Source organism: Pseudidiomarina terrestris, assembly GCF_030466405.1.
GTDB classification, from domain to species: Bacteria; Pseudomonadota; Gammaproteobacteria; order Enterobacterales; family Alteromonadaceae; genus Pseudidiomarina; species Pseudidiomarina terrestris.
Genome location: NZ_JAGGJF010000002.1, coordinates 275,357 through 294,142, shown reverse-complemented (window position 1 = coordinate 294,142; position 18,786 = coordinate 275,357). Strand labels below are relative to the sequence as shown.

Annotated in this window: 21 protein-coding genes; 8 read left to right on the top strand and 13 right to left on the bottom strand. The window is 51.7% G+C overall.

The window, feature by feature from the left end:
• Window positions 1–11: 11 nt before the first annotated feature.
• From rseP to rpsB, 8 genes are all read right to left on the bottom strand, one after another.
• On the bottom strand, window positions 12–1,367 hold the full coding sequence (gene rseP / locus J6J34_RS05710; RefSeq protein ID WP_301898633.1) for a sigma E protease regulator RseP: 1,356 nt from the start codon (window positions 1,365–1,367) through the stop codon (window positions 12–14).
• A complete protein-coding gene (gene ispC / locus J6J34_RS05705) occupies window positions 1,361–2,566 on the bottom strand; it encodes a 1-deoxy-D-xylulose-5-phosphate reductoisomerase (protein WP_301898708.1) in 1,206 nt (401 codons plus the stop codon). Before ispC ends, rseP begins: the two co-directional genes overlap by 7 nt.
• Complete coding sequence (locus J6J34_RS05700) at window positions 2,566–3,429, bottom strand: phosphatidate cytidylyltransferase (RefSeq protein ID WP_301720157.1); 864 nt, start codon at window positions 3,427–3,429, stop codon at window positions 2,566–2,568. The genes ispC and J6J34_RS05700 overlap by 1 nt, the downstream gene beginning before the upstream one ends.
• A gap of 2 nt (window positions 3,430–3,431) precedes the next feature.
• Window positions 3,432–4,205 carry a polyprenyl diphosphate synthase gene (gene uppS, locus J6J34_RS05695; protein ID WP_301720156.1) on the bottom strand — a complete coding sequence of 258 codons (774 nt, stop codon included), beginning with the start codon at window positions 4,203–4,205 and terminating at the stop codon, window positions 3,432–3,434.
• 81 nt (window positions 4,206–4,286) lie between these two features.
• Entirely contained in the window at window positions 4,287–4,844 is a 558-nt protein-coding gene (gene frr, locus J6J34_RS05690) for a ribosome recycling factor (protein ID WP_301720155.1), read from the bottom strand.
• Between the two features lie 16 nt (window positions 4,845–4,860).
• Complete coding sequence (gene pyrH / locus J6J34_RS05685; RefSeq protein ID WP_301720154.1) at window positions 4,861–5,619, bottom strand: UMP kinase; 759 nt, start codon at window positions 5,617–5,619, stop codon at window positions 4,861–4,863.
• Between the two features lie 146 nt (window positions 5,620–5,765).
• On the bottom strand, window positions 5,766–6,644 hold the full coding sequence (tsf, locus tag J6J34_RS05680) for a translation elongation factor Ts (RefSeq protein ID WP_301720153.1): 879 nt from the start codon (window positions 6,642–6,644) through the stop codon (window positions 5,766–5,768).
• Between the two features lie 26 nt (window positions 6,645–6,670).
• A complete protein-coding gene (gene rpsB / locus J6J34_RS05675) occupies window positions 6,671–7,402 on the bottom strand; it encodes a 30S ribosomal protein S2 (protein WP_301720152.1) in 732 nt (243 codons plus the stop codon).
• 266 nt (window positions 7,403–7,668) lie between these two features.
• Between rpsB and map the strand changes: the two genes are divergently transcribed.
• From map to dapD, 3 genes are read left to right on the top strand one after another with little or no spacing between them, the layout of a single operon-like run.
• Window positions 7,669–8,463, top strand: a complete 795-nt coding sequence (gene map / locus J6J34_RS05670; RefSeq protein ID WP_301898632.1) for a type I methionyl aminopeptidase — start codon at window positions 7,669–7,671, stop codon at window positions 8,461–8,463.
• The gene (glnD, locus tag J6J34_RS05665; protein WP_301720150.1) at window positions 8,463–11,078 is read left to right on the top strand and encodes a [protein-PII] uridylyltransferase; all 2,616 of its coding nucleotides are present in this window, start codon (window positions 8,463–8,465) and stop codon (window positions 11,076–11,078) included. The genes map and glnD overlap by 1 nt, the downstream gene beginning before the upstream one ends.
• A gap of 29 nt (window positions 11,079–11,107) precedes the next feature.
• The gene (gene dapD, locus J6J34_RS05660; RefSeq protein WP_301898631.1) at window positions 11,108–11,932 is read left to right on the top strand and encodes a 2,3,4,5-tetrahydropyridine-2,6-dicarboxylate N-succinyltransferase; all 825 of its coding nucleotides are present in this window, start codon (window positions 11,108–11,110) and stop codon (window positions 11,930–11,932) included.
• Here dapD and truC read toward each other — a convergent pair.
• Window positions 11,929–12,642: a tRNA pseudouridine(65) synthase TruC gene (gene truC, locus J6J34_RS05655; RefSeq protein ID WP_301720148.1), complete on the bottom strand. Its 714-nt coding sequence runs from the start codon at window positions 12,640–12,642 to the stop codon at window positions 11,929–11,931. The genes dapD and truC overlap by 4 nt on opposite strands.
• Window positions 12,635–12,979: a YqcC family protein gene (locus J6J34_RS05650; protein WP_301720147.1), complete on the bottom strand. Its 345-nt coding sequence runs from the start codon at window positions 12,977–12,979 to the stop codon at window positions 12,635–12,637. Before J6J34_RS05650 ends, truC begins: the two co-directional genes overlap by 8 nt.
• 73 nt (window positions 12,980–13,052) lie before the next feature.
• Here J6J34_RS05650 and J6J34_RS05645 point away from each other — a divergent pair, with 73 nt between their 5' ends.
• The gene (locus tag J6J34_RS05645; protein ID WP_301898629.1) at window positions 13,053–14,081 is read left to right on the top strand and encodes a DUF3549 family protein; all 1,029 of its coding nucleotides are present in this window, start codon (window positions 13,053–13,055) and stop codon (window positions 14,079–14,081) included.
• The gene (locus J6J34_RS05640) at window positions 14,081–14,389 is read left to right on the top strand and encodes a DUF3301 domain-containing protein (protein WP_301898628.1); all 309 of its coding nucleotides are present in this window, start codon (window positions 14,081–14,083) and stop codon (window positions 14,387–14,389) included. Before J6J34_RS05645 ends, J6J34_RS05640 begins: the two co-directional genes overlap by 1 nt.
• Here J6J34_RS05640 and J6J34_RS05635 read toward each other — a convergent pair.
• Genes J6J34_RS05635 through J6J34_RS05625 form a run of 3 tightly spaced genes read right to left on the bottom strand, consistent with a single transcriptional unit; the run spans window position 14,371 to window position 16,003 of the window.
• On the bottom strand, window positions 14,371–14,712 hold the full coding sequence (locus tag J6J34_RS05635) for an Mpo1-like protein (protein ID WP_301898627.1): 342 nt from the start codon (window positions 14,710–14,712) through the stop codon (window positions 14,371–14,373). The genes J6J34_RS05640 and J6J34_RS05635 overlap by 19 nt on opposite strands.
• Window positions 14,705–15,376 (bottom strand): GNAT family N-acetyltransferase, encoded by a 672-nt coding sequence (locus J6J34_RS05630; RefSeq protein WP_301720143.1) that lies wholly within the window; start codon window positions 15,374–15,376, stop codon window positions 14,705–14,707. The genes J6J34_RS05635 and J6J34_RS05630 overlap by 8 nt, the downstream gene beginning before the upstream one ends.
• Before the next feature lie 57 nt (window positions 15,377–15,433).
• A complete protein-coding gene (locus tag J6J34_RS05625; protein WP_301835768.1) occupies window positions 15,434–16,003 on the bottom strand; it encodes a SecY-interacting protein Syd in 570 nt (189 codons plus the stop codon).
• Window positions 16,004–16,159: 156 nt separating this feature from the next.
• On the opposite strand from J6J34_RS05625, the gene queF reads away from it, so the two are divergent.
• Genes queF through J6J34_RS05610 form a run of 3 tightly spaced genes read left to right on the top strand, consistent with a single transcriptional unit; the run spans window position 16,160 to window position 18,781 of the window.
• The gene (gene queF, locus J6J34_RS05620) at window positions 16,160–17,002 is read left to right on the top strand and encodes an NADPH-dependent 7-cyano-7-deazaguanine reductase QueF (protein WP_301835769.1); all 843 of its coding nucleotides are present in this window, start codon (window positions 16,160–16,162) and stop codon (window positions 17,000–17,002) included.
• Window positions 17,003–17,026: 24 nt separating this feature from the next.
• On the top strand, window positions 17,027–18,382 hold the full coding sequence (ppnN, locus tag J6J34_RS05615) for a nucleotide 5'-monophosphate nucleosidase PpnN (RefSeq protein WP_301720140.1): 1,356 nt from the start codon (window positions 17,027–17,029) through the stop codon (window positions 18,380–18,382).
• Window positions 18,383–18,406: 24 nt separating this feature from the next.
• On the top strand, window positions 18,407–18,781 hold the full coding sequence (locus J6J34_RS05610) for a DUF3192 domain-containing protein (RefSeq protein WP_301720139.1): 375 nt from the start codon (window positions 18,407–18,409) through the stop codon (window positions 18,779–18,781).
• The last annotated feature ends 5 nt before the right edge of the window (window positions 18,782–18,786 follow it).

Sequence of the window (18,786 nt, the reverse complement as noted above, 5' to 3'; positions counted from 1 at the left end):
TAAATTTATTCTCACCGAAGCAATCGTAAAACATCATTGCTAATCGCAATTGCCATCAGTGCAAAAATCAGTGCGCCACCAATTCGGTAGCTAATCTCCTGGACTCGCTCTGAGACCTCTTTCTTGCGCACACTTTCAATCGCGAGGAACATTAAGTGCCCGCCATCAAGCATCGGCAATGGTACCAGATTAATGATACCGAGATTAACACTGATTAGCGCGAGAAACCCTAAAAAGTAAACCAATCCGTAGCTCGCAGATACACCGGCTCCTTCTGCGATAGCTACCGGGCCACTTAAGTTCGTGACCGATACTGTTCCGGTTATTAATTTGCCAATCATCTTCACACTGAGAACCATTAATTCCCAGGTGCGTTCAGCGCCTTTCACTAGGCCGTCCACTATACCGTATTGTTGCACAAATCGATATGCTTCCGGGTAAGCTTCACGACGCGGCTCCACTCCTAGATAACCATAAGTTTGCCCATTGACTTCACGTTCGCCGATGGTGACCTGAATCGTCTGTTCCACCTGCTGGCGTTCAACTGTCATCTCCACTTCAGCGCCAGGTACCGCCATAATTGCGTCTCGTATTTGAGACCAATCACTCATGAGAGTTCCGTCAAAGGCGACAATTTTATCACCTTCCTGCAGTCCTGCCTCTGCAGCGGGTGAATTCTCCTGAACATAGTCTAACTCTGTAAAGATTTCAGGCTGGTAGGGTTGCAAGCCAAGCGCCATAAAAGTAGGCACCTGTTCATTGCCCAGTCGCCATGAGCTGATATCCAGAGTTAAGGTACGCGTACGCTGTTGCTCATCGCGCACGGTGACGGTTGCTTTGTCTTCACCTAAGGCCGACGCAAAGGCCAGATTCACCTGTTGCCAGTCTTCCGTTTCCGCGCCATTCACTGAGATAATTTCAGCAGGTGTTGGCCAGTCGGCCTGGGCGGCGATTGAGTTCGGCGTAACACTGCCTAGCATAGGTTTGACCGATGGCACGCCAATGACAAACATGCCCCAGAGCACAACCACCGCGAGAAGAAAGTTCGCTGCCGGTCCCGCGGCTATAATAGCTGCACGTTGCCCGACGGACTTTGAATTAAAGCTTTTGTCGCGATCTGCTGGTTTAACGTCATCAACGCGCTCGTCGAGCATACGAACATAGCCACCCAAGGGGATACGACTCAGCTGATACACAGTGCCGTCTTTGCCCGTCCGCTGCCAGAACGCTTTACCGAAGCCTACTGAGAATGTCAGTACCTTAACACCGCACTTGCGGGCAACCCAGAAATGACCAAACTCATGAAAGGTCACCAGTACCCCTAGAGTGACAACGAATGCCCCTAGCGACCAAATAATATCTAGCATGCTTCAACCTGTTTAATTCGTTCACGCGCAATGGCACGTGCTTGCTCATCTAAGGACAAGATTGCGGCAATGGAGTTCAACGCAACCGCATTATTACCTTGCTGGATCTGTTCCAGCGCCGCGCGACATACACTGGCAATGCCAGTAAATTTGATCTGTCCAGCTAAGTAGGCTGCAACGGCAACTTCGTTGGCGGCATTGAGTGTGGTTGTTGCCCACTGACCTTGCCAACAGGCTTGCATAGCCAGCTCCAAACACGGATAACGCGCGCTATCGGCGGCCGCAAAATTCAACTGGCCTATACTCAGAAAATCAAGGGGTGCTACACCGCTCTCGATGCGCTCAGGGAAACTCAGGCAGTGCGCGATAGGCGTACGCATGTCCGGCTGGCCCATTTGCGCCAACACCGAGCCATCTTTGTAGCTCACCATAGAATGGATCACACTTTGCGGATGCAGTACGACATCCAGCTGCGCTTCATTACAGTTGAATAACCAGCGGGCCTCAATGTACTCGAGCCCCTTGTTCATCATGGTTGCTGAATCAACCGAGATCTTTTGTCCCATGTCCCAGTTCGGATGCGCACAGGCTGCGGCCGGCGTTTGTGCAGCCAGCTCTGCCAGGGGCAGCTCACGAAAAGGACCGCCGGAGCCGGTCAGCAGGATCTTATGGATCCCCGCTGCGCTCAGATCGCAATGGCCAAGTTGTTGTTGCACCTCAGCCGGTAAGCACTGGAAAATAGCATTGTGTTCACTGTCAACGGGAAGGATTTGTGCGCCGCTACTCGCCGCCGCATCAATAAAGAGTTGCCCGGACATGACCAGTGCTTCTTTGTTTGCCAGTAATACGCGCTTACCCGCGGTTACTGCTGCAAAGGTAGGTACCAGACCAGCACCGCCAACAATGGCCGCCATCACAGTGTCACTGTTACTCGCTGCAGCAATATCGGCGACCGCTTGCGCGCCACTTAAAACCTGCGTAGCACGACCTTTAAGTACCTCAGCCAGATCCCGTGCGGCCTGTTCATCCACCATGACCGCAACCTCAGGCTGAAATTCCTCGCAAATAGTGCGCATCTGTTCAACATTGCGGTGGGCAGTGACTGCGGTTAACTGAAAGCGGTCCGGTTGTTCGCGTAAAACAGCCAGTGTACTTGTTCCAATCGAGCCCGTGGCACCGAGCAAACACAGCTTGTGCATCATACTAACAACCACAAATAGGCAAGCGTAAAGACAGGTAATGCCGCGGTCAGGCTATCGATACGATCAAGTATACCGCCATGGCCTGGTAGCAAAGAGCCACTATCTTTCACCCCAGCATAACGCTTGAACATACTTTCGGTTAAATCCCCAAACACCGATACCACCACCGTTAGCAATCCGGTGAAATAAAAGCCACTGTATTGAGATGCTGGTACCTGTACCCATTGTGCGACCACCATCATCACCACAAACGCCAACGCAATACCGCCGCATAGGCCTTCCATGGTTTTACCGGGACTCACCGCTGGCATCAGCTTATTGCGGCCATAACGCACACCAGCAAAATAAGCGCCGACGTCAGCCGCCCATACCAGTAACAGAATAAATAACAGCACAAAGCCACCGAATAAAGGCTCAGTCTGATAATTCAATGAACGTACGGCAAACATGCCAGCTGCAGCAGGGATCAAGGTAAGGTAGCCAAACACGCCAACAATAGAGCGTGTTCTTGACCATAAACGACGACTATTTGGGTAATTCAGAACTAACAAAGTAGCAACCGCCCACCACAGTCCACCGGCGACCATCAGCCAGAAATAAACTGGATGCAGCTGTTGGTTTTGCCAGATCTGTGAAAGCGGCAGCCAGTATTGCAAAGCGGCAAGTGCCACCACCACCGACAGCGTATAGCCAATACGGCTTACCGGGCGCTTAAGCCCCATAATAGGTGACCATTCCCACGCAGCAGCCGCCATCACCAGGGTGATGACCACTGCAAACCACTCAAGTGCAAGACCAAAGACACAGTACAATGCAAGGGGCAGAAGAATGAGAGCTGTTATTAGACGTTGTTTTAACACGCTTACTCCCCAGAAGTTACGTCAGTATCGAGAATCGCTTGCTGCACCTGCTCGCTGGTAAGACCAAAGCGTCGTTCGCGACAGCTAAAATCGGCGATTGCGCGAGCAAAAGCTTGCTCATCAAAGTCAGGCCAAAGTACATCAGCGAAGTAGAACTCAGCGTAGGCGAGTTGCCACAATAAAAAGTTACTCACCCGATGTTCGCCGCCAGTTCGGATCAGCAGATCCGGAGCCGGCTGCTCCGCCAGACAGAGTTCGTTAGCGAGCATCTCTTCGGTAATAGCCTCACTGCTTAGCTTACCCGCTTGTACAGCTGCCGCCAACTGCTTTGCAGCCTGGGTAATATCCCAGCGCCCCCCGTAGTTAGCAGCGATATTGAGAGTTAAGGCAGTATTGGCGGCAGTCAGTTGTTCAGCATCATTGATGCGCTGCTGCAATTTCTCCGAGAAGCCTTGCTTATCGCCGATAATGCGTAAGCGGACATTGTGCTTATGGAGCTTTTTTACTTCGCGCTTCAGTACGGTAAAGAACAAGTCCATGAGCACCGACACTTCCTGTGGCGGCCGCTTCCAGTTCTCACTGCTGAAGGCAAACAGAGTCAGTGACTCGATACCCTTTTGTCGGGCAAAGGTGACTGCACGACGCACGGCATCAGCACCTGCTTTATGCCCAAAGGTGCGATGTTTTCCGCGCAGCTGCGCCCATCTGCCATTACCATCCATAATAATAGCGACATGTTTGGGTAGTCTAATTTGTTCGAAGTCAATGTTATCCATTCGCGCTGCCGTAAAAATAAAAACGCCGTGCGAGTGTAACCGAACACGGCGCCTGGAACCAATGAGATGTAAAGCGGTAACTTAGACTTCCATCAAGTCCTTTTCTTTATTCGCTAACAATTCATCGACTTTAGCTACGTAGGTATCAGTCAGCTTCTGGATTTCATCATTGCCACGACGCTCATCATCTTCAGTGATTTCTTTCTCTTTCAACAGTTCTTTCAGATCACTGTTGGCATCACGGCGAATGTTACGAATGGCGACGCGGCCTTGTTCTGCTTCTGCACGCACGATTTTCACCAGATCACGGCGACGTTCTTCTGTCAGAGCTGGTAATGGGATACGAATCACAGCTCCTGCTGAAGCGGGATTCAAACCTAGATCCGAGGTCATGATCGCTTTTTCAACTGCAGCGCTGGAGCCCTTATCGAAAACGGTCAAAGCGAGCGTACGCGAATCTTCGATAGTAATATTGGCAAGCTGTTTCAACGGTGTTTCAGTACCGTAATAATTCACCGTTATGCTATCCAGAATACTTGGGTGTGCACGCCCTGTACGGACTTTTGAGATTTGTGAGCGCAACGCTTCGACGGTTTTTTCCATACGTTGCTTGGCATCTTGTTTAATTTCGTTAATCACAGTGCTTTCCCTTTTTTTAAATTCTTGATGACAACCGTTCCAGCATTTCGTCGCTGGCAATCAAGGTCCCTTCTTCGGAGCCCATAATCACTGCGCGCAGAGCGCCTGGCTTGTTCATATTGAAAACGCGGATCGGCAATTTATGATCGCGTGCCAGAGTAAATGCTGCAAGGTCCATCACTTTTAACTGTTGTTGCAGTACATCATTATAACTGATTTGCGGATAGAGTTGTGCATTGCTGTCGGTATTTGGATCAGCAGAATAGACGCCATCAACTTTGGTGCCTTTTAAAACCAGCTCCGCCTCGATTTCGATACCGCGCAAACAAGCTGCAGAATCAGTTGTAAAAAATGGGTTTCCAGTACCGGCGCAGAAGATCACTACGCGACCAGACTTCAATAAACTTATCGCATCCGCCCAGTTGTAGCTGTCGCAGACGCCATTCAATTCGATCGCAGACATTAACCGCGCATTGACGAACGCCCGATGCAGCGCATCACGCATGGCCAGACCATTCATGACCGTTGCCAGCATACCCATATGGTCGCCAACAACCCGGTTCATGCCCGCTTTGGCTAAGCCTTCACCGCGGAACAAATTGCCACCACCGATGACTAAACCGACCTGCACACCAAGTTCCACTAACTCTTTGATTTCGTGGGCCATCCTGTCAAGGACCTTGGCATCAATGCCGAAGGGTTCATCGCCCATTAATGCTTCGCCACTTAGCTTAAGTAAAATGCGTCGGTAGGCAGGTTTTGTCGTTGCGGTCATATGGTTGCTCCCTGTGCAGCATAAACGATGAAATTGGATTGCATTAAATGCATAGTCTCACTCTACGCGAAAAAAAACCGCATCCCAACAAAGTAGGATGCGGTTTCTTTAGCTCTAACTCTGCGTCGTCGATAGCGACATGGGCATTACGCCTTTTTCGCAGCAGCCATTTGAGCTTGTACTTCAGCAGCGAAATCTTCCGATTTCTTCTCGATACCTTCACCAACTTCGAAACGTACGAAGGTCAGTACATCAGCATTTTTCTGCTTCAGCAAATCACCAACAGTCATGGAAGGGTCTTTCACAAATGCTTGACCAGTCAGGCTGATCTCGCCAGTGAACTTACGCATACGACCTTCAACCATTTTCTCAGCGATTTCCTGTGGCTTGCCGCTTTGCATAGCGATATCCAGCTGGATTTTACGCTCTTGCTCAACAACTTCAGCATCAACGTTTTCTGGCTTCACAAACTGTGGAGCGCTTGCCGCTACATGCATTGCCAAGTCTTTGGCCAGCTCTTTGTCACCACCAGTGATGGCAACCAATACGCCGATACGACCGCCGTGAACATAAGCTTCGACCAGGTCACCACCTTCAACAGTGATCACGCGGCGAACATTCATGTTCTCACCGATTTTAGCAACCAGTCGCTCACGAACTTCTTCAACAGTACCGTCGCCGATATCGGTCGCTTTCAGCTTCTCAACATCAGTTTCTTTGTTCGCAAACGCTGCTTCGATAACCTTCTCACCAAATGACAGGAAGTTCTCGTCACGGGCAACAAAGTCAGTTTCGCAGTTCAATTCAACCAAAGTACCGACATTACCTTCGGCTTTAGTCAAAATGACACCTTCAGCAGCAACGCGACCAGCTTTCTTAGCTGCTTTCGCTTGACCGCTCTTACGCATGTTCTCGATGGCAGCTTCGATGTCACCGTTGGTTTCTTCCAAAGCTTTTTTGCAATCCATCATGCCAGCGCCTGTGCGCTCGCGCAGTTCTTTTACCAGAGCTGCTGTAATAGCCATGTGTAAATTTCCTCTATTCGGATGGTTTATTCAGTTTCTTCCGCTTCAACGAAGTCGTCAGCTTTACCTTCAACTACAGCACCACGTGCTTCGTTGACAGCAGCTGCAGCAGCGTTCAAGTACAATTGTACTGCGCGGATCGCATCGTCGTTACCAGGGATAACGTAATCTACGCCATCTGGATTGGAGTTGGTATCAACGACTGAGATAACTGGAATCCCAAGGTTGTTCGCTTCTTTGATCGCGATGTGTTCGTGATCAGCATCGATAACGAATAGTACATCTGGCAAGCCTGCCATATCTTTGATGCCGCCCAAGCTCTTTTCAAGCTTTTCCATTTCGCGGGTGTTTACCAAGGCTTCTTTCTTGGTCAACTTCTCAAAGGTACCGTCCTGGCTCATTGTTTCGAGCTCTTTCAGGCGTTTGATCGACTGACGAACAGTTTTCCAGTTGGTCAACATACCACCTAACCAGCGGTGGTTGACGAAGAACTGGTTACAGTTGGTCGCGGCTTCTTTTACCGATTCAGCTGCGGCACGCTTAGTACCAACAAACAAGATTTTACCTTTGTTTGCAGCAACGTGTTGCAGTGAGTTCAACGCGTCGTTGAACATCGGTACGGTTTTTTCCAGATTGATGATATGAATTTTGTTACGAGCGCCGAAAATATAAGGCTTCATTTTCGGGTTCCAAAAGCGGGTTTGGTGGCCAAAGTGCACACCAGCTTTGAGCATATCACGCATTGATACGTTAGCCATTTCTCTTTCCTTATTAGGGGTTATGCCTCCATACATCCCATAGTTCGACCCGTAGCTTTCGCCTTGAGCACCCCGACCTATGTGTCGATGTATGTGTGTGGTTTAAATTAGTGAATTACTAGTGCAATCGAAATTGCGGGCGCTTTATACCATGAAAAGGCCTCGCGGCGCAAGCTTTATTGGCGTTGTAAGAGCTTCCCCGTGCGCCTGGCAAATGCTACTATAGGCGCCATTAAACAAGGTTTCAGCATGATATAGGACGAGGCATGAGTATTACCATCAAAACGCCGGACGAAATTGAAAAAATGCGCGCCGCGGGCAAACTTGCCGCATCAGTATTAGAAATGATTGGGCCGCACATTAAAGCGGGTGTCACTACAGAAGAAATCGATAAGATCTGTCATGACTACATTGTCGCCCACGATGCCTACCCTGCGCCTCTGAACTACCATGGCTTCCCTAAGTCGGTATGTACCTCATTGAACCACGTGGTTTGTCACGGCATCCCGAACGAAAAACCGCTAAAAGATGGCGATATTCTCAACCTGGATGTCACCGTCAAGCTCGACGGTTACCACGGCGATACCTCGAAAATGTTTGTCGTTGGCAAACCCAGTATCCTTGCTGAGCGCTTAATTCGTGTCACTCAGGAATCGCTTTATAAAGCCGTTGAGATGGTTCGCCCTGGCCTACCCATTGGCGACTTCGCCGCAGTGATTCAGAAGCACGCCGAGCAGCATGGCTATTCGATTGTACGTGAATACTGTGGCCACGGCATTGGCGCTGTCTTTCATGAAGAACCGCAAATTCTGCATTACGGGAGTCCGGGGACGGGCGAAGTGCTGAAAGAGGGAATGTGTTTTACTATCGAGCCTATGGTGAATGCCGGCAAACGTCACACCAAATTGTTACGTGACGGCTGGACCGTATTGACCAAAGATCGCAGCTTAAGCGCTCAGTGGGAGCACACCCTGCTGGTTACTGCAACTGGCGTTGAAGTCTTAACCTTGCGCAGCGATGAAGATTTCCCGCGGGTGATTGAGCACTCGGAAGCCTCGTAATGACGACTTCTGTGGCGGACATTGAATGGCCGAAGCCAATTACCATAAGCGCTGGTCGCGACTGTTTAGAGCGTTACCAGCGCTGGTCCGCCGAAGCCTTTATTACTGCCGATATCGAGAGCCTGCTGACCGACCGCAGTGCCTTTATTGATAACCTGCTACGGCAACTCTGGCAACAGCTCGGTCTGGATGAAACTGAGTTAGCCTTGATTGCAGTCGGCGGTTATGGCCGCGGTACCTTGCACCCCCACTCCGATATCGACTTATTGTTTTTGCATAGCTCTGCGCTGTGCAATAAAGCCCAGCAGGCGATTACCAGTCTCGTGCAAATGCTTTGGGATCTGCGCCTGGATGTCGGCCACAGTGTACGAACGCTGAACGATTGCCAGCGCGAAGCTGCGGCGGATACCAGTGTCGCTACCAGCCTGCTGGAACAGCGCTTTATCAGTGGTAACGCCGACCTCGAACAGGCCCTTCGGCAACTGATCCATACTGACTTCCCCTGGACCAGTGATCAGTTTTATCACGCCAAGCTCGATGAGCAAAACGAGCGCCACCAGCAATTCCATGGTACCTCGTACAACCTCGAACCCAATATTAAAAGCAGTCCGGGGGGCTTGCGCGACATCCAGACTATCGGCTGGATCGCTAAACGCCACTTCCATACTCAAAGCGATGAAAGCCTGGTGCAGTACAATTATATCAGTGCCGCTGAACTGCTCGAATTGCGGGAGTGTCAGGAGTTTTTATGGCGCATTCGCTTTGCTCTCCATCTGGAAGCCGGGAAGAAAGAAGATCGCCTGCTGTTCGATCATCAACCCGCTGTCGCGGCGCGTATGGGCTATGAAGGCCGCGGCAAGGCAGCCGTCGAAGCCATGATGAAAGATTATTTCAACGCGGTAGTGGATGTCAGCGAACTCAATGATATGTTGCTGCAGTTCTTCGCCCAGACCATTCTTAGTAGTGCCAAAGATCTTACCAGCTTCACCATTGACCGTAATTTTAAAGTCTTGGGTGAAAGTATTGCGGCGCAAAGTGACGATGTTTTTGCCGAACCCGAGCACCTGCTGGAGTTATTCCTGGCAATCGCGGAACACCCTGAAATTCGCTACATCCGGGCCCACACTATCCGGCTGCTGCGCAATGCGCGCCGTGAACTCAACCACCCGTTAAGCGACGTCGCCGCCTGTCGTGAGCTATTTATGCGCTTATTGCGACACCCGCGCGGCTGTGGGCTTGCGTTTGAGCTGATGCACCGACACAAAATAATGGCGCACTACCTGCCACAATGGGCACAAATTGTCGGCCAGATGCAGTTTGACTTGTTTCATGCCTACACCGTCGACGAGCACACCTTCCGGCTGGTGCGTAATCTGTATCGCTATACTACCGCCAGTGGTGAAGAAGAATTTCCTCTTTGCGCCAGCATCGTGGCCGCCATGGACAAGCCAGAATTGCTGTATTTAGCCGGGGTCTTCCATGACATTGCCAAAGGCCGTGGCGGTGATCATTCCGAACTGGGTGAGCTCGACGCCCGTAATTTTGGCCTGCAACATGGTCTTGATGAACAGGATACTGACCTGGTCGCGTGGCTGGTGCGCCAGCATTTATACATGTCCGTGACTGCGCAAAAGCGCGATATTCATGACCCTGAAGTGATCGAGGAATTCGCCCGCCAGGTCGATACTCCGCAACGTCTGGATTACTTGTACTGCCTGACAGTGGCCGATATCCGGGCCACCAACAACAGCTTGTGGAATAACTGGAAAGCGACCCTGCTGGAAAACCTCTATCAGGCCACCAGGAATTATTTACTGCAGCAAAAACCTTCCCCGCAGCGGGAAATGCGGCAACGCATTCACGAGCATCAGGCTCATGCCATGGCACTGCTATTAAGCGCCGGCTTCCCCGTGCAGCAGGTGCAGGAACTCTGGTCCCGGTTTACCGCGGATTATTTTCTCCGCCACCAGCCTGAGCAAATTGCCTGGCATTCTCAGTACATTATGGCAGTAAGTGACGATGAGCTGTTGCCGCTGATTCTGGTCGGTGATGAAAATCGCCAGGGCACCACTGAGCTGTTCATCTATCACCTCGAACACGAGCACTTATTTGCCGAAGTCGCCGCGGTCCTCGATCACCAGAATCTGAGTATCCATGATGCGCAGATCCTGGCGACTCGCGATGGCTTCGTTATGGATACCTTCGTGGTGCTGCAGGATGACGGCGAGCCACTGACCAATCCGCGTCATATTGAACGGTTAAAGCAGGAGTTACACGATGTGCTGCGCGCCCGCCGCCCTGCGCCCAGCACGCAGCGCCGCTTACCGCGCCGCTTACGCAGTTTCAAAGTGCCGACCAAGGTTGAATTTGTGCCTTCGCGCAACGCCCGCCGGACCGCCTTTGAATTAACCGCTCTGGACCGTCCGGGACTGGTTGCTCAGGTAGCTCGCGTACTGCAACAACTCGACTTAAATATTCTGACTGCTAAAATCTCCACCGTCGGCGAACAAGCAGAAGATTTGTTCATCGTCGCAACCGAGGCCAATACCGCATTGGCGCCGGAGCAATGCGATGCCTTACGGGAACAAATCATGCTCACACTTGATGACAACTAGCCTGTAGTTATTTTGTAAAGGACCCCCTAATGATTGAATTACAACAACGCATCGAAGCAGCATTCGAGCAACGCGCGGAGTTATCTCCGAAACAGGTTCCGGCGCAGTTGCGCCAGGATTTGGAGCAGGTCATTGCCCAAATAGACAACGGCAGTTTACGCGTTGCGGAAAAACAGGAAGGCAGCTGGGTCGTCAATGAATGGTTAAAGAAAGCGGTGCTGTTATCGTTCCGCATTAACGATAATCACTTGATGAACGGCGGCGAAACCCGCTTCTTTGACAAGGTCGACAGCAAGTTCATCGGTTATGACGATGCACGTTTCCGTGCTGAGGGCATGCGCGTTGTACCTCCAGCTATGGTTCGCAAAGGTGCGTATATTGGTCGCAATGTTGTGCTCATGCCCTCCTACGTCAATATCGGCGCTTACGTCGGTGAAGGCAGCATGGTCGACACTTGGGCCACCGTTGGCTCCTGTGCTCAAATCGGTCGCAACGTTCATCTGTCTGGTGGCGTTGGTATCGGTGGTGTTTTAGAGCCGTTACAGGCCAATCCAACCATTATTGAAGACAACTGCTTTATCGGCGCGCGTTCGGAAATTGTCGAAGGCGTTATTATTGAGGAAGGTGCAGTGATCTCTATGGGGGTCTACATCGGTCAGAGCACACGGATTTTTGACCGGGAAACGGGTGAAATCCATTACGGCCGTGTTCCCGCAGGCGCCGTGGTCGTGCCAGGTACGCTGCCAGGCAAAGACGGCAACTACAGCTTGTACGCTGCCATTATTGTCAAAAAGGTTGATGCAAAAACCCGCGCCAAAGTCGGTATTAACGAGTTGTTGCGCGCCGCCGATTAAGGTAGCGACGGAAAGGCTCGCGTCAATTCATCCGGTATGGGCAGTTGCAGCTCAACTGCCTGGCCGCTATGTGGATGCGCAAACGCCAGCGAAGTTGCCGCCAGCAACAGGCGATGGCAATCAAACTGTTCCCGGAAAAACCTGTTATGGCGACCATCACCGTGGTTGGTGTCGCCAATAATGGGATGACGTAAATGGGACATGTGCCGGCGCAACTGATGCTTGCGCCCGGTCTTGGGCTGCAAATGCATCAGCGAATAACGCGAGGTGCTGTGTTTTTTACTGACACTGAATGGCAGTTCAACCTGCGCCAGACATTGATAATCGGTGACCGCTGGCTGCGGTTCTTTATCTTGATCCGCGTGTTTGTCAGCGATTTTATCGAGCTCTTCCCGCAGTGGATAATCCAGAGAGCCATCGCCCAGATAGCCTCTGACCACAGCATGATAGCCTTTGTGAACCTGACGTTCGGTAAAGGCCTGGGTGAGCAGGCGTGCAGTGTCGGCATCTTTAGCGAACAACAGAATGCCCGAGGTCGGGCGGTCCAGCCGATGCACCGGGTAAACCCGTTGACCAATTTGATCCCGCACCCTTTGCAGGGCAAATTCTGTCGCTTCTTTTGCCAACCAGCTACGGTGCACTAACAAGCCACTTGGCTTATCAATAGCTATCAGAGAGGCATCGTCGTAAACGACGTCAAGCTCAGACATCTTCCGCTAACGGGTCAGTTCCACTAAGGACAGTATCGAATTCGCGCAGAATAACGATCAAACCCTCGTGATTTTCCAACTTATTACGGTAGACATGTGCAGCCATTGGACTGACTGCAATGTTCTGCGGCAACGGGTGCTCACCGTCGATGAGATCCCACATACGCGGCAGCATAATAAATTGTAGCCACTGATGGAAATCGAGTTTATCGATCGCAAAAGGCTCACTACTTTGTAACTCATGTGGCGCCGGGTACTCACTTTGCCACAATCCAAGACCATTGAGTTCAGCTTCAAGGCGCTCAAGTAAACGGGCAGCGCGTTGTCGTTGGTCCATTACTACCTCCACGACTATTAAAACGTTATAATGCCGCACATCTTTCAGCAAAATGACGTGCGATGCAAGTTTAATGAGTCTATCTACCCTAACGCAGTTACTTCAGGAAGGACAAAGCAGCTATCTTTGTTACGACCTCGGCCGGCTGGTGCAGCCGCTCAGCAACACTGACTTTGCCGCGATCGAAAACCAGACCATGCCCTACCCTTACCCGGTGCAGGGACACGCCTGTTTCGCTTTAGTCTTTTGGCCGCAGCTCGCCGCTAGCGCCCAGGATCCGTTTTTGTGGTTCCTCAAGTTTCCTATCGATGAACGTGGCTTGCTTGAACAAGGCCGGGTCCATGAATTTATCACTCAGGTCATTACCTTGCTCGGTCAGCAGGTGACCCATGCGTTGACCGAGGAACAAGAACAGCAACTGCAACAAAGCCCTTATTTATTTACCCCAACTGAGGAAAAGCGCGCCGCGCTGCATGCCAAGCTCAGTTTACGCTGGCAACGTCCGCCCTCGGTGCATTTTGAGCTCGCCGAGAGTACCCTTGCAGATCCTCAGCATTGGCAGCAAGTGGGCGTACAGGGATTACATGATGTCAGCGCACGTCTGGCACAGCTTGAGACCACACAAGCGGCCATTTGCGGCAATTTTTTGCGGTATCCGGAAGCCCTTCGCCAGGCGCTGGCCGTCGCCCTGGAGCACCAGACTCTGCCCAACGCGATGGCAACCGAACTGGCCAGCATGCTGGCGCAGCAACCGGCCGGTGCAGAGGGTCGCGCCGATCTACTCCGGAGTCTGGCCAGCCAGGAACCTGACCCTTCCATCGTCGCTGCGGTCACTCACGTACTCCAGCAGCCTTCGGTGGACGAAGTGGTGATCTGCTGTGCCCGCCTGTGGCCGCTGTTCGATCCCATGAGCGACTGCCCGGTGCCTCTTGCCTCTTTACTGGATGCCTTAGCGCAACAAGAACCGGGTATTTTCGCTGCATTAATTACCGATCTACTCCGCCTGCCAGGTTTACGCCCTCACCTGTTAGTCACCTTACAGCGCGACGATCTGCCACAGCAGGTTCGCCAGGCGTGGCAAGCCTTTACGGGAGCCCACTAGTGGTCTTACTTGATGCAATTTTACTGATCGGAATTGGCTTTATCGGACTGCTCTTCTGGCAGGGCCGGCGTCAGGCAGAGCTGGCACGTATGCATGCCAAACGTTACTGCGAACAGCATCAGCTACAGTTTCTCGACATTGCCTGGGAAGGTGGACGTCTGGCCCGTCATGGTCGTCATATGGGCTGGCTCAGCCGCTATCAGTTTGCCTTCAGTAGCGACCGCGAAAGTCGCTACGAAGGAGAGTTACAGATGCTCAATTTGCGTTTGCTACGCATTGAGACCCCTGTCTACCGGCTACCCGACTGATCTTTAGTGCCGCTTAAGCTGCGTTTTAAAAATTCAGCGTACATGACCCAGTCAGCTAACAACGAGTACCAGGGGTGCTTAAAGGTGGCGGGTCGGTTGTGCTCGAACAGAAAGTGCCCGAGCCAGGCAAAGCCATAACCCACCACCGGAATGGCCACCAGCCACAACCACTGCTGGGTGATAAACGCATACGCCAATAACGCCAGCACCAAAGTACTGCCAATGTAATGCATAGCCCGGCAGCGCGGATTGGAGTGTTCTTTCAGGTAATAAGGGTAAAACTCTTTAAAAGAGCTGAACTGCTTTGTGGTGTCCTTAGCCATGAGCGGCCTCCTCCTCAGTTTCAGTCTGGCTGGCCTGACTGCGGCAGAAATAAAGCTCGCCGGCAATGTCGCCAATCATTAGGTCGGTGACCTGCTGATAACCGTGCTGCACAAACAGGGATTTGTGATGCGGCTGGGTGATGAGCACAGCGATCCCCTGCGAACTGGGTTCATCTTGCAGTGCCTGCTGCGCGGCTTGTACCAGCACATCCCCCCAGCCCTGATGCTGGTAACGTGGGTTGACGGCGATAAACGCCAGCATGTGGTAATGATCAAGACCCAGCTCTTTGGTCATGGCAGCCTGAATACGTTCTTCCTTGTCGACCAGTTGCTTGGTGCTGACATAACCCGCCGTGAGCAGCATTTTCAGGCGCCAGTGCCAGTAACGCCCCGGGCCGAAACTTTTGCCCGGCTCAGTTAAGCAGGCAACCCCCAGTAGGCTGTCACCGATAAATACCCCTATCATTGGCTGCTGCGCTTCCCAAAATGCAGCCAGCTCTTCACGGATAGCCGCCCGCAGACGTTTCTCATAATCGACTTTTTCAGCCTGGAACAGTGCCATCAACAGCGGATCATCGTGGTACGCCTGATACAACAGTGAGGCGGCTAGCTTGAGTTCCTCTGCGACTAAATAGCGGATTTCACTGGTGTTCGTTGTTGTCATTTTTACCCCTGAATCGCTCGTGCGTTGCAGAAATTTGCAACCTTCTATGCATACAAACTAGCCGATTGCCTCATCGTTTGCTACTACTCTTGGGGTACTTTTTCGCAAAAACTCTTCCAGGGATGGTGCCAGTATTTCATGCTGTTGCTGACCAACGAACTCGAGCCCCACCGCGCCATTCTCGTTATCCAGAGTGATAAGCAGGTCGTCAGATTCTTCCGCTAAGCCTAAGAACAGGGTAATGGGCTGCTTTAAACGACGTTTCATCAGTACATGGCCAGCCTGATTCGCCAGCATCCGTTCGGCATCATCATCACCATGCAGGTGCAGTAACCATAACGGGTGGGATTCCCAGTCAACTGCGAGATCGGCACTGAACCAGCGGGAAAAGTAAGCAACAAAATCTGGATGAAAAGGCTCTTCGAGGGCATTCATCAAATCACTGAAATCCAGTGCCCGCTGCTGCCGCACCGGCTGCCAGGTCACGGTGTCCTCTGAGCCTACTGCGGCGGTGTAAATCGGCGCCTGCCAGGCATCGTTAGCCTCGGTCACTAAGGGAACTGCAGCGGCCTGATATGCAGCTATATAACGGTCAATTAAATCATCTAAAGCGGCGGTGATCGTCATCACTATCTCTCACGTAGTTGGTGGGCGCTGATGGAGCTAGCCTGCAAGTGATCTCGCACCCGCACAAACTAGCATCTCGGTTAGAGCAGCGGTACAATAACCGACTGGCTGGGAAAACCCCAGACATCCCTAAGTGTAACAAGGTAATGAGAGGCAATGAAGCAACCCCCTGCAGAACATCCACTGGCACATCTTAATTTAGGCCAGGCGACGCAGTATCCAGAGCACTATGATGCAGGTTTATTGCAAGCTGTCCCACGCCAATTGAATCGCACGCCGATCGGCATTAGCGCGGACGCTGCTTTACCCTTTCATGGTCAGGATTACTGGACGGGCTATGAAATTTCCTGGCTGTTACCCAATGGTTTACCGCAAGTCGCCATTGGCTATTTTATTGTGCCCTGCACCAGCCCGAATCTGGTGGAATCCAAATCATTCAAGCTCTACCTGAACAGCTTTAATGCTTCCCCCTGGCAGAGCCGTGCCGAGGTCGAAGCGCGCATGCATCGTGACCTTAGTGATTGTGCCGGAGCTCCGGTTCAGGTAAAACTAGTTCCGTTAGAGGATGCTCAACACGCCGTAGGCACCTGGCAGGCCGAGTCCATTGATTCGGCTACGGTGGCGATAACCAGTTATGATTATCAGCCAGAGCTGTTGCAACATGGCGGTGACCAGCGCGTCACTGAGCAGCTAAGTACAAATTTGCTGAAATCAAACTGTTTGATCACCAACCAGCCGGACTGGGGTTCACTTTACATTCACTACCAGGGACGCGTGATCGATCGCAGCGCACTATTGCGCTATATCGTTTCGTTCCGCAACCACAACGAGTTTCATGAACAGTGCGTGGAGCGCATCTTTATGGACTTAACTCAGCGCCTCGACATCGAAAAGTTAACGGTGTACGCGCGCTATACCCGACGCGGAGGGCTTGATATCAACCCGTTCCGCTCGAATTTTGAAACGGCTCCGACACTGACTCGATTGAGCCGTCAGTAAGTAAAAGAATAAAAAGGACAAAGAATGAGAATTACTATTTCTCCACGCGGCAGCATGAGCTTGCTGTCTCAGTTGGAAATTGACCGTTTACAAGAATCAAGTGATGAAGAACTGTATCGTTTATTTCGTAATTGCTGCCTTGCCGTTCTGAACGCCGGTAGTAACACCGACAGCAGCGAAGAAATTTTCGAAAAATACAAAGACTTCGACGTTAATGTCATTAAATGCGAACGCGGCGTAAAGCTGGAACTCGTCAACCCACCAGCAGAGGCCTTCGTCGATGGCAAGCTCATCGTCGGTATGCAGGAATTGGTCGAAGCCGTACTCCGGGATATTCTCTTCACTGGCGAGCGCTACAACGCGCAAACGCTCGATTCAGCAGATACTCATACCCTCACCCACGTGGTGTTCGACATTCTGCGCAACGCGCAGGTGGTACAGCCGAATCTGGAGCCAAACATAGTGGTCTGCTGGGGCGGACATTCGATTAATGAAATCGAGTACAAGTACACCAAAGAAGTTGGCTACCATCTTGGCCTGCGGGCATTAAATATCTGCACTGGATGCGGACCTGGCGCGATGAAAGGGCCCATGAAAGGTGCTGCCATTGGTCACGCCAAACAACGGATCCCAGATGGCCGTTACCTGGGCTTTACCGAACCGGGGATTATTGCGGCCGAGCCGCCGAATCCAATTGTTAACGAACTGGTGATCTTGCCGGATATCGAAAAACGTCTGGAAGCCTTCGTTCGCTGTGCGCACGGTATCGTGATCTTCCCGGGTGGCGCAGGTACTGCCGAAGAGTTGCTGTACATTCTCGGCATCCTCATGCACCCGGCCAACGAGCGCCAGGTGTTCCCAATAGTACTTACCGGTCCAGCCAGCAGCAAAGGCTATTTCGACGCCATTGATGACTTCATTGTTGCCACATTAGGCGAAGAAGCTCGTAAGCTGTATACCATTATCATCAATGATCCGGTCAAAGTCGCACGCCATATGTGCAAAGCCACCGACGATGTCAAAGAGTATCGCCGTGAAACCGGTGACTCTTATTGCTTTAACTGGACTCTGCACATCGACGAACCTTTTCAGCGGCCGTTCAGCCCGACCCACGAAAATGTTGCCGGACTAAATTTGCATCGCGAGCAGGAACCGCAGTTGCTCGCCGCAGATCTGCGTCGCGCGTTCTCTGCGATTGTCGCGGGTAACGTTAAAGACGAAGGGATCCGGGCAATTCGCGCGAAAGGTGTGTTCGAAATCCATGGTGAACGTGAAATGATGCGGAAGCTCGACGTATTGTTACAGGCATTCGTCGAACAAGGCCGGATGAAACTCCCCGGTTCAGTGTATTATCCCTGTTACCGGGTCGTTACCGACTAATCCGCAGTTAAGCGAGGCGCTGTCATGTCAAAAATGATGAAAATAATACTGATTGGCTTTGTCATTTATTTGGCGGCAACAGCGCTTATTCTGGCGGTCTATCAGGCTGATCCAGATAATATGAGCTGGCAGGAACGGGAAACCTTTAACCTTAAACAAATTGGTCGTCTGGACCTGGGGATCCCCAAAGAGGATGTCATCCGCCTGCTCGGTTCGCCGGATATCAGCGAAGCCAAGTCGACCGCAACGGGTGAAGAGGTGTTGGTGCTGTTCTACCGTACCCACCATGTCAAATCGGACGGCATCACCACGCGCGACGAATGCACGCCGTTACTCTTTAAAAACGGCTCCCTGATTGCCTGGGGAGCCGATGCTTATCAAGATTATCAAGACTTTTAAGGTCG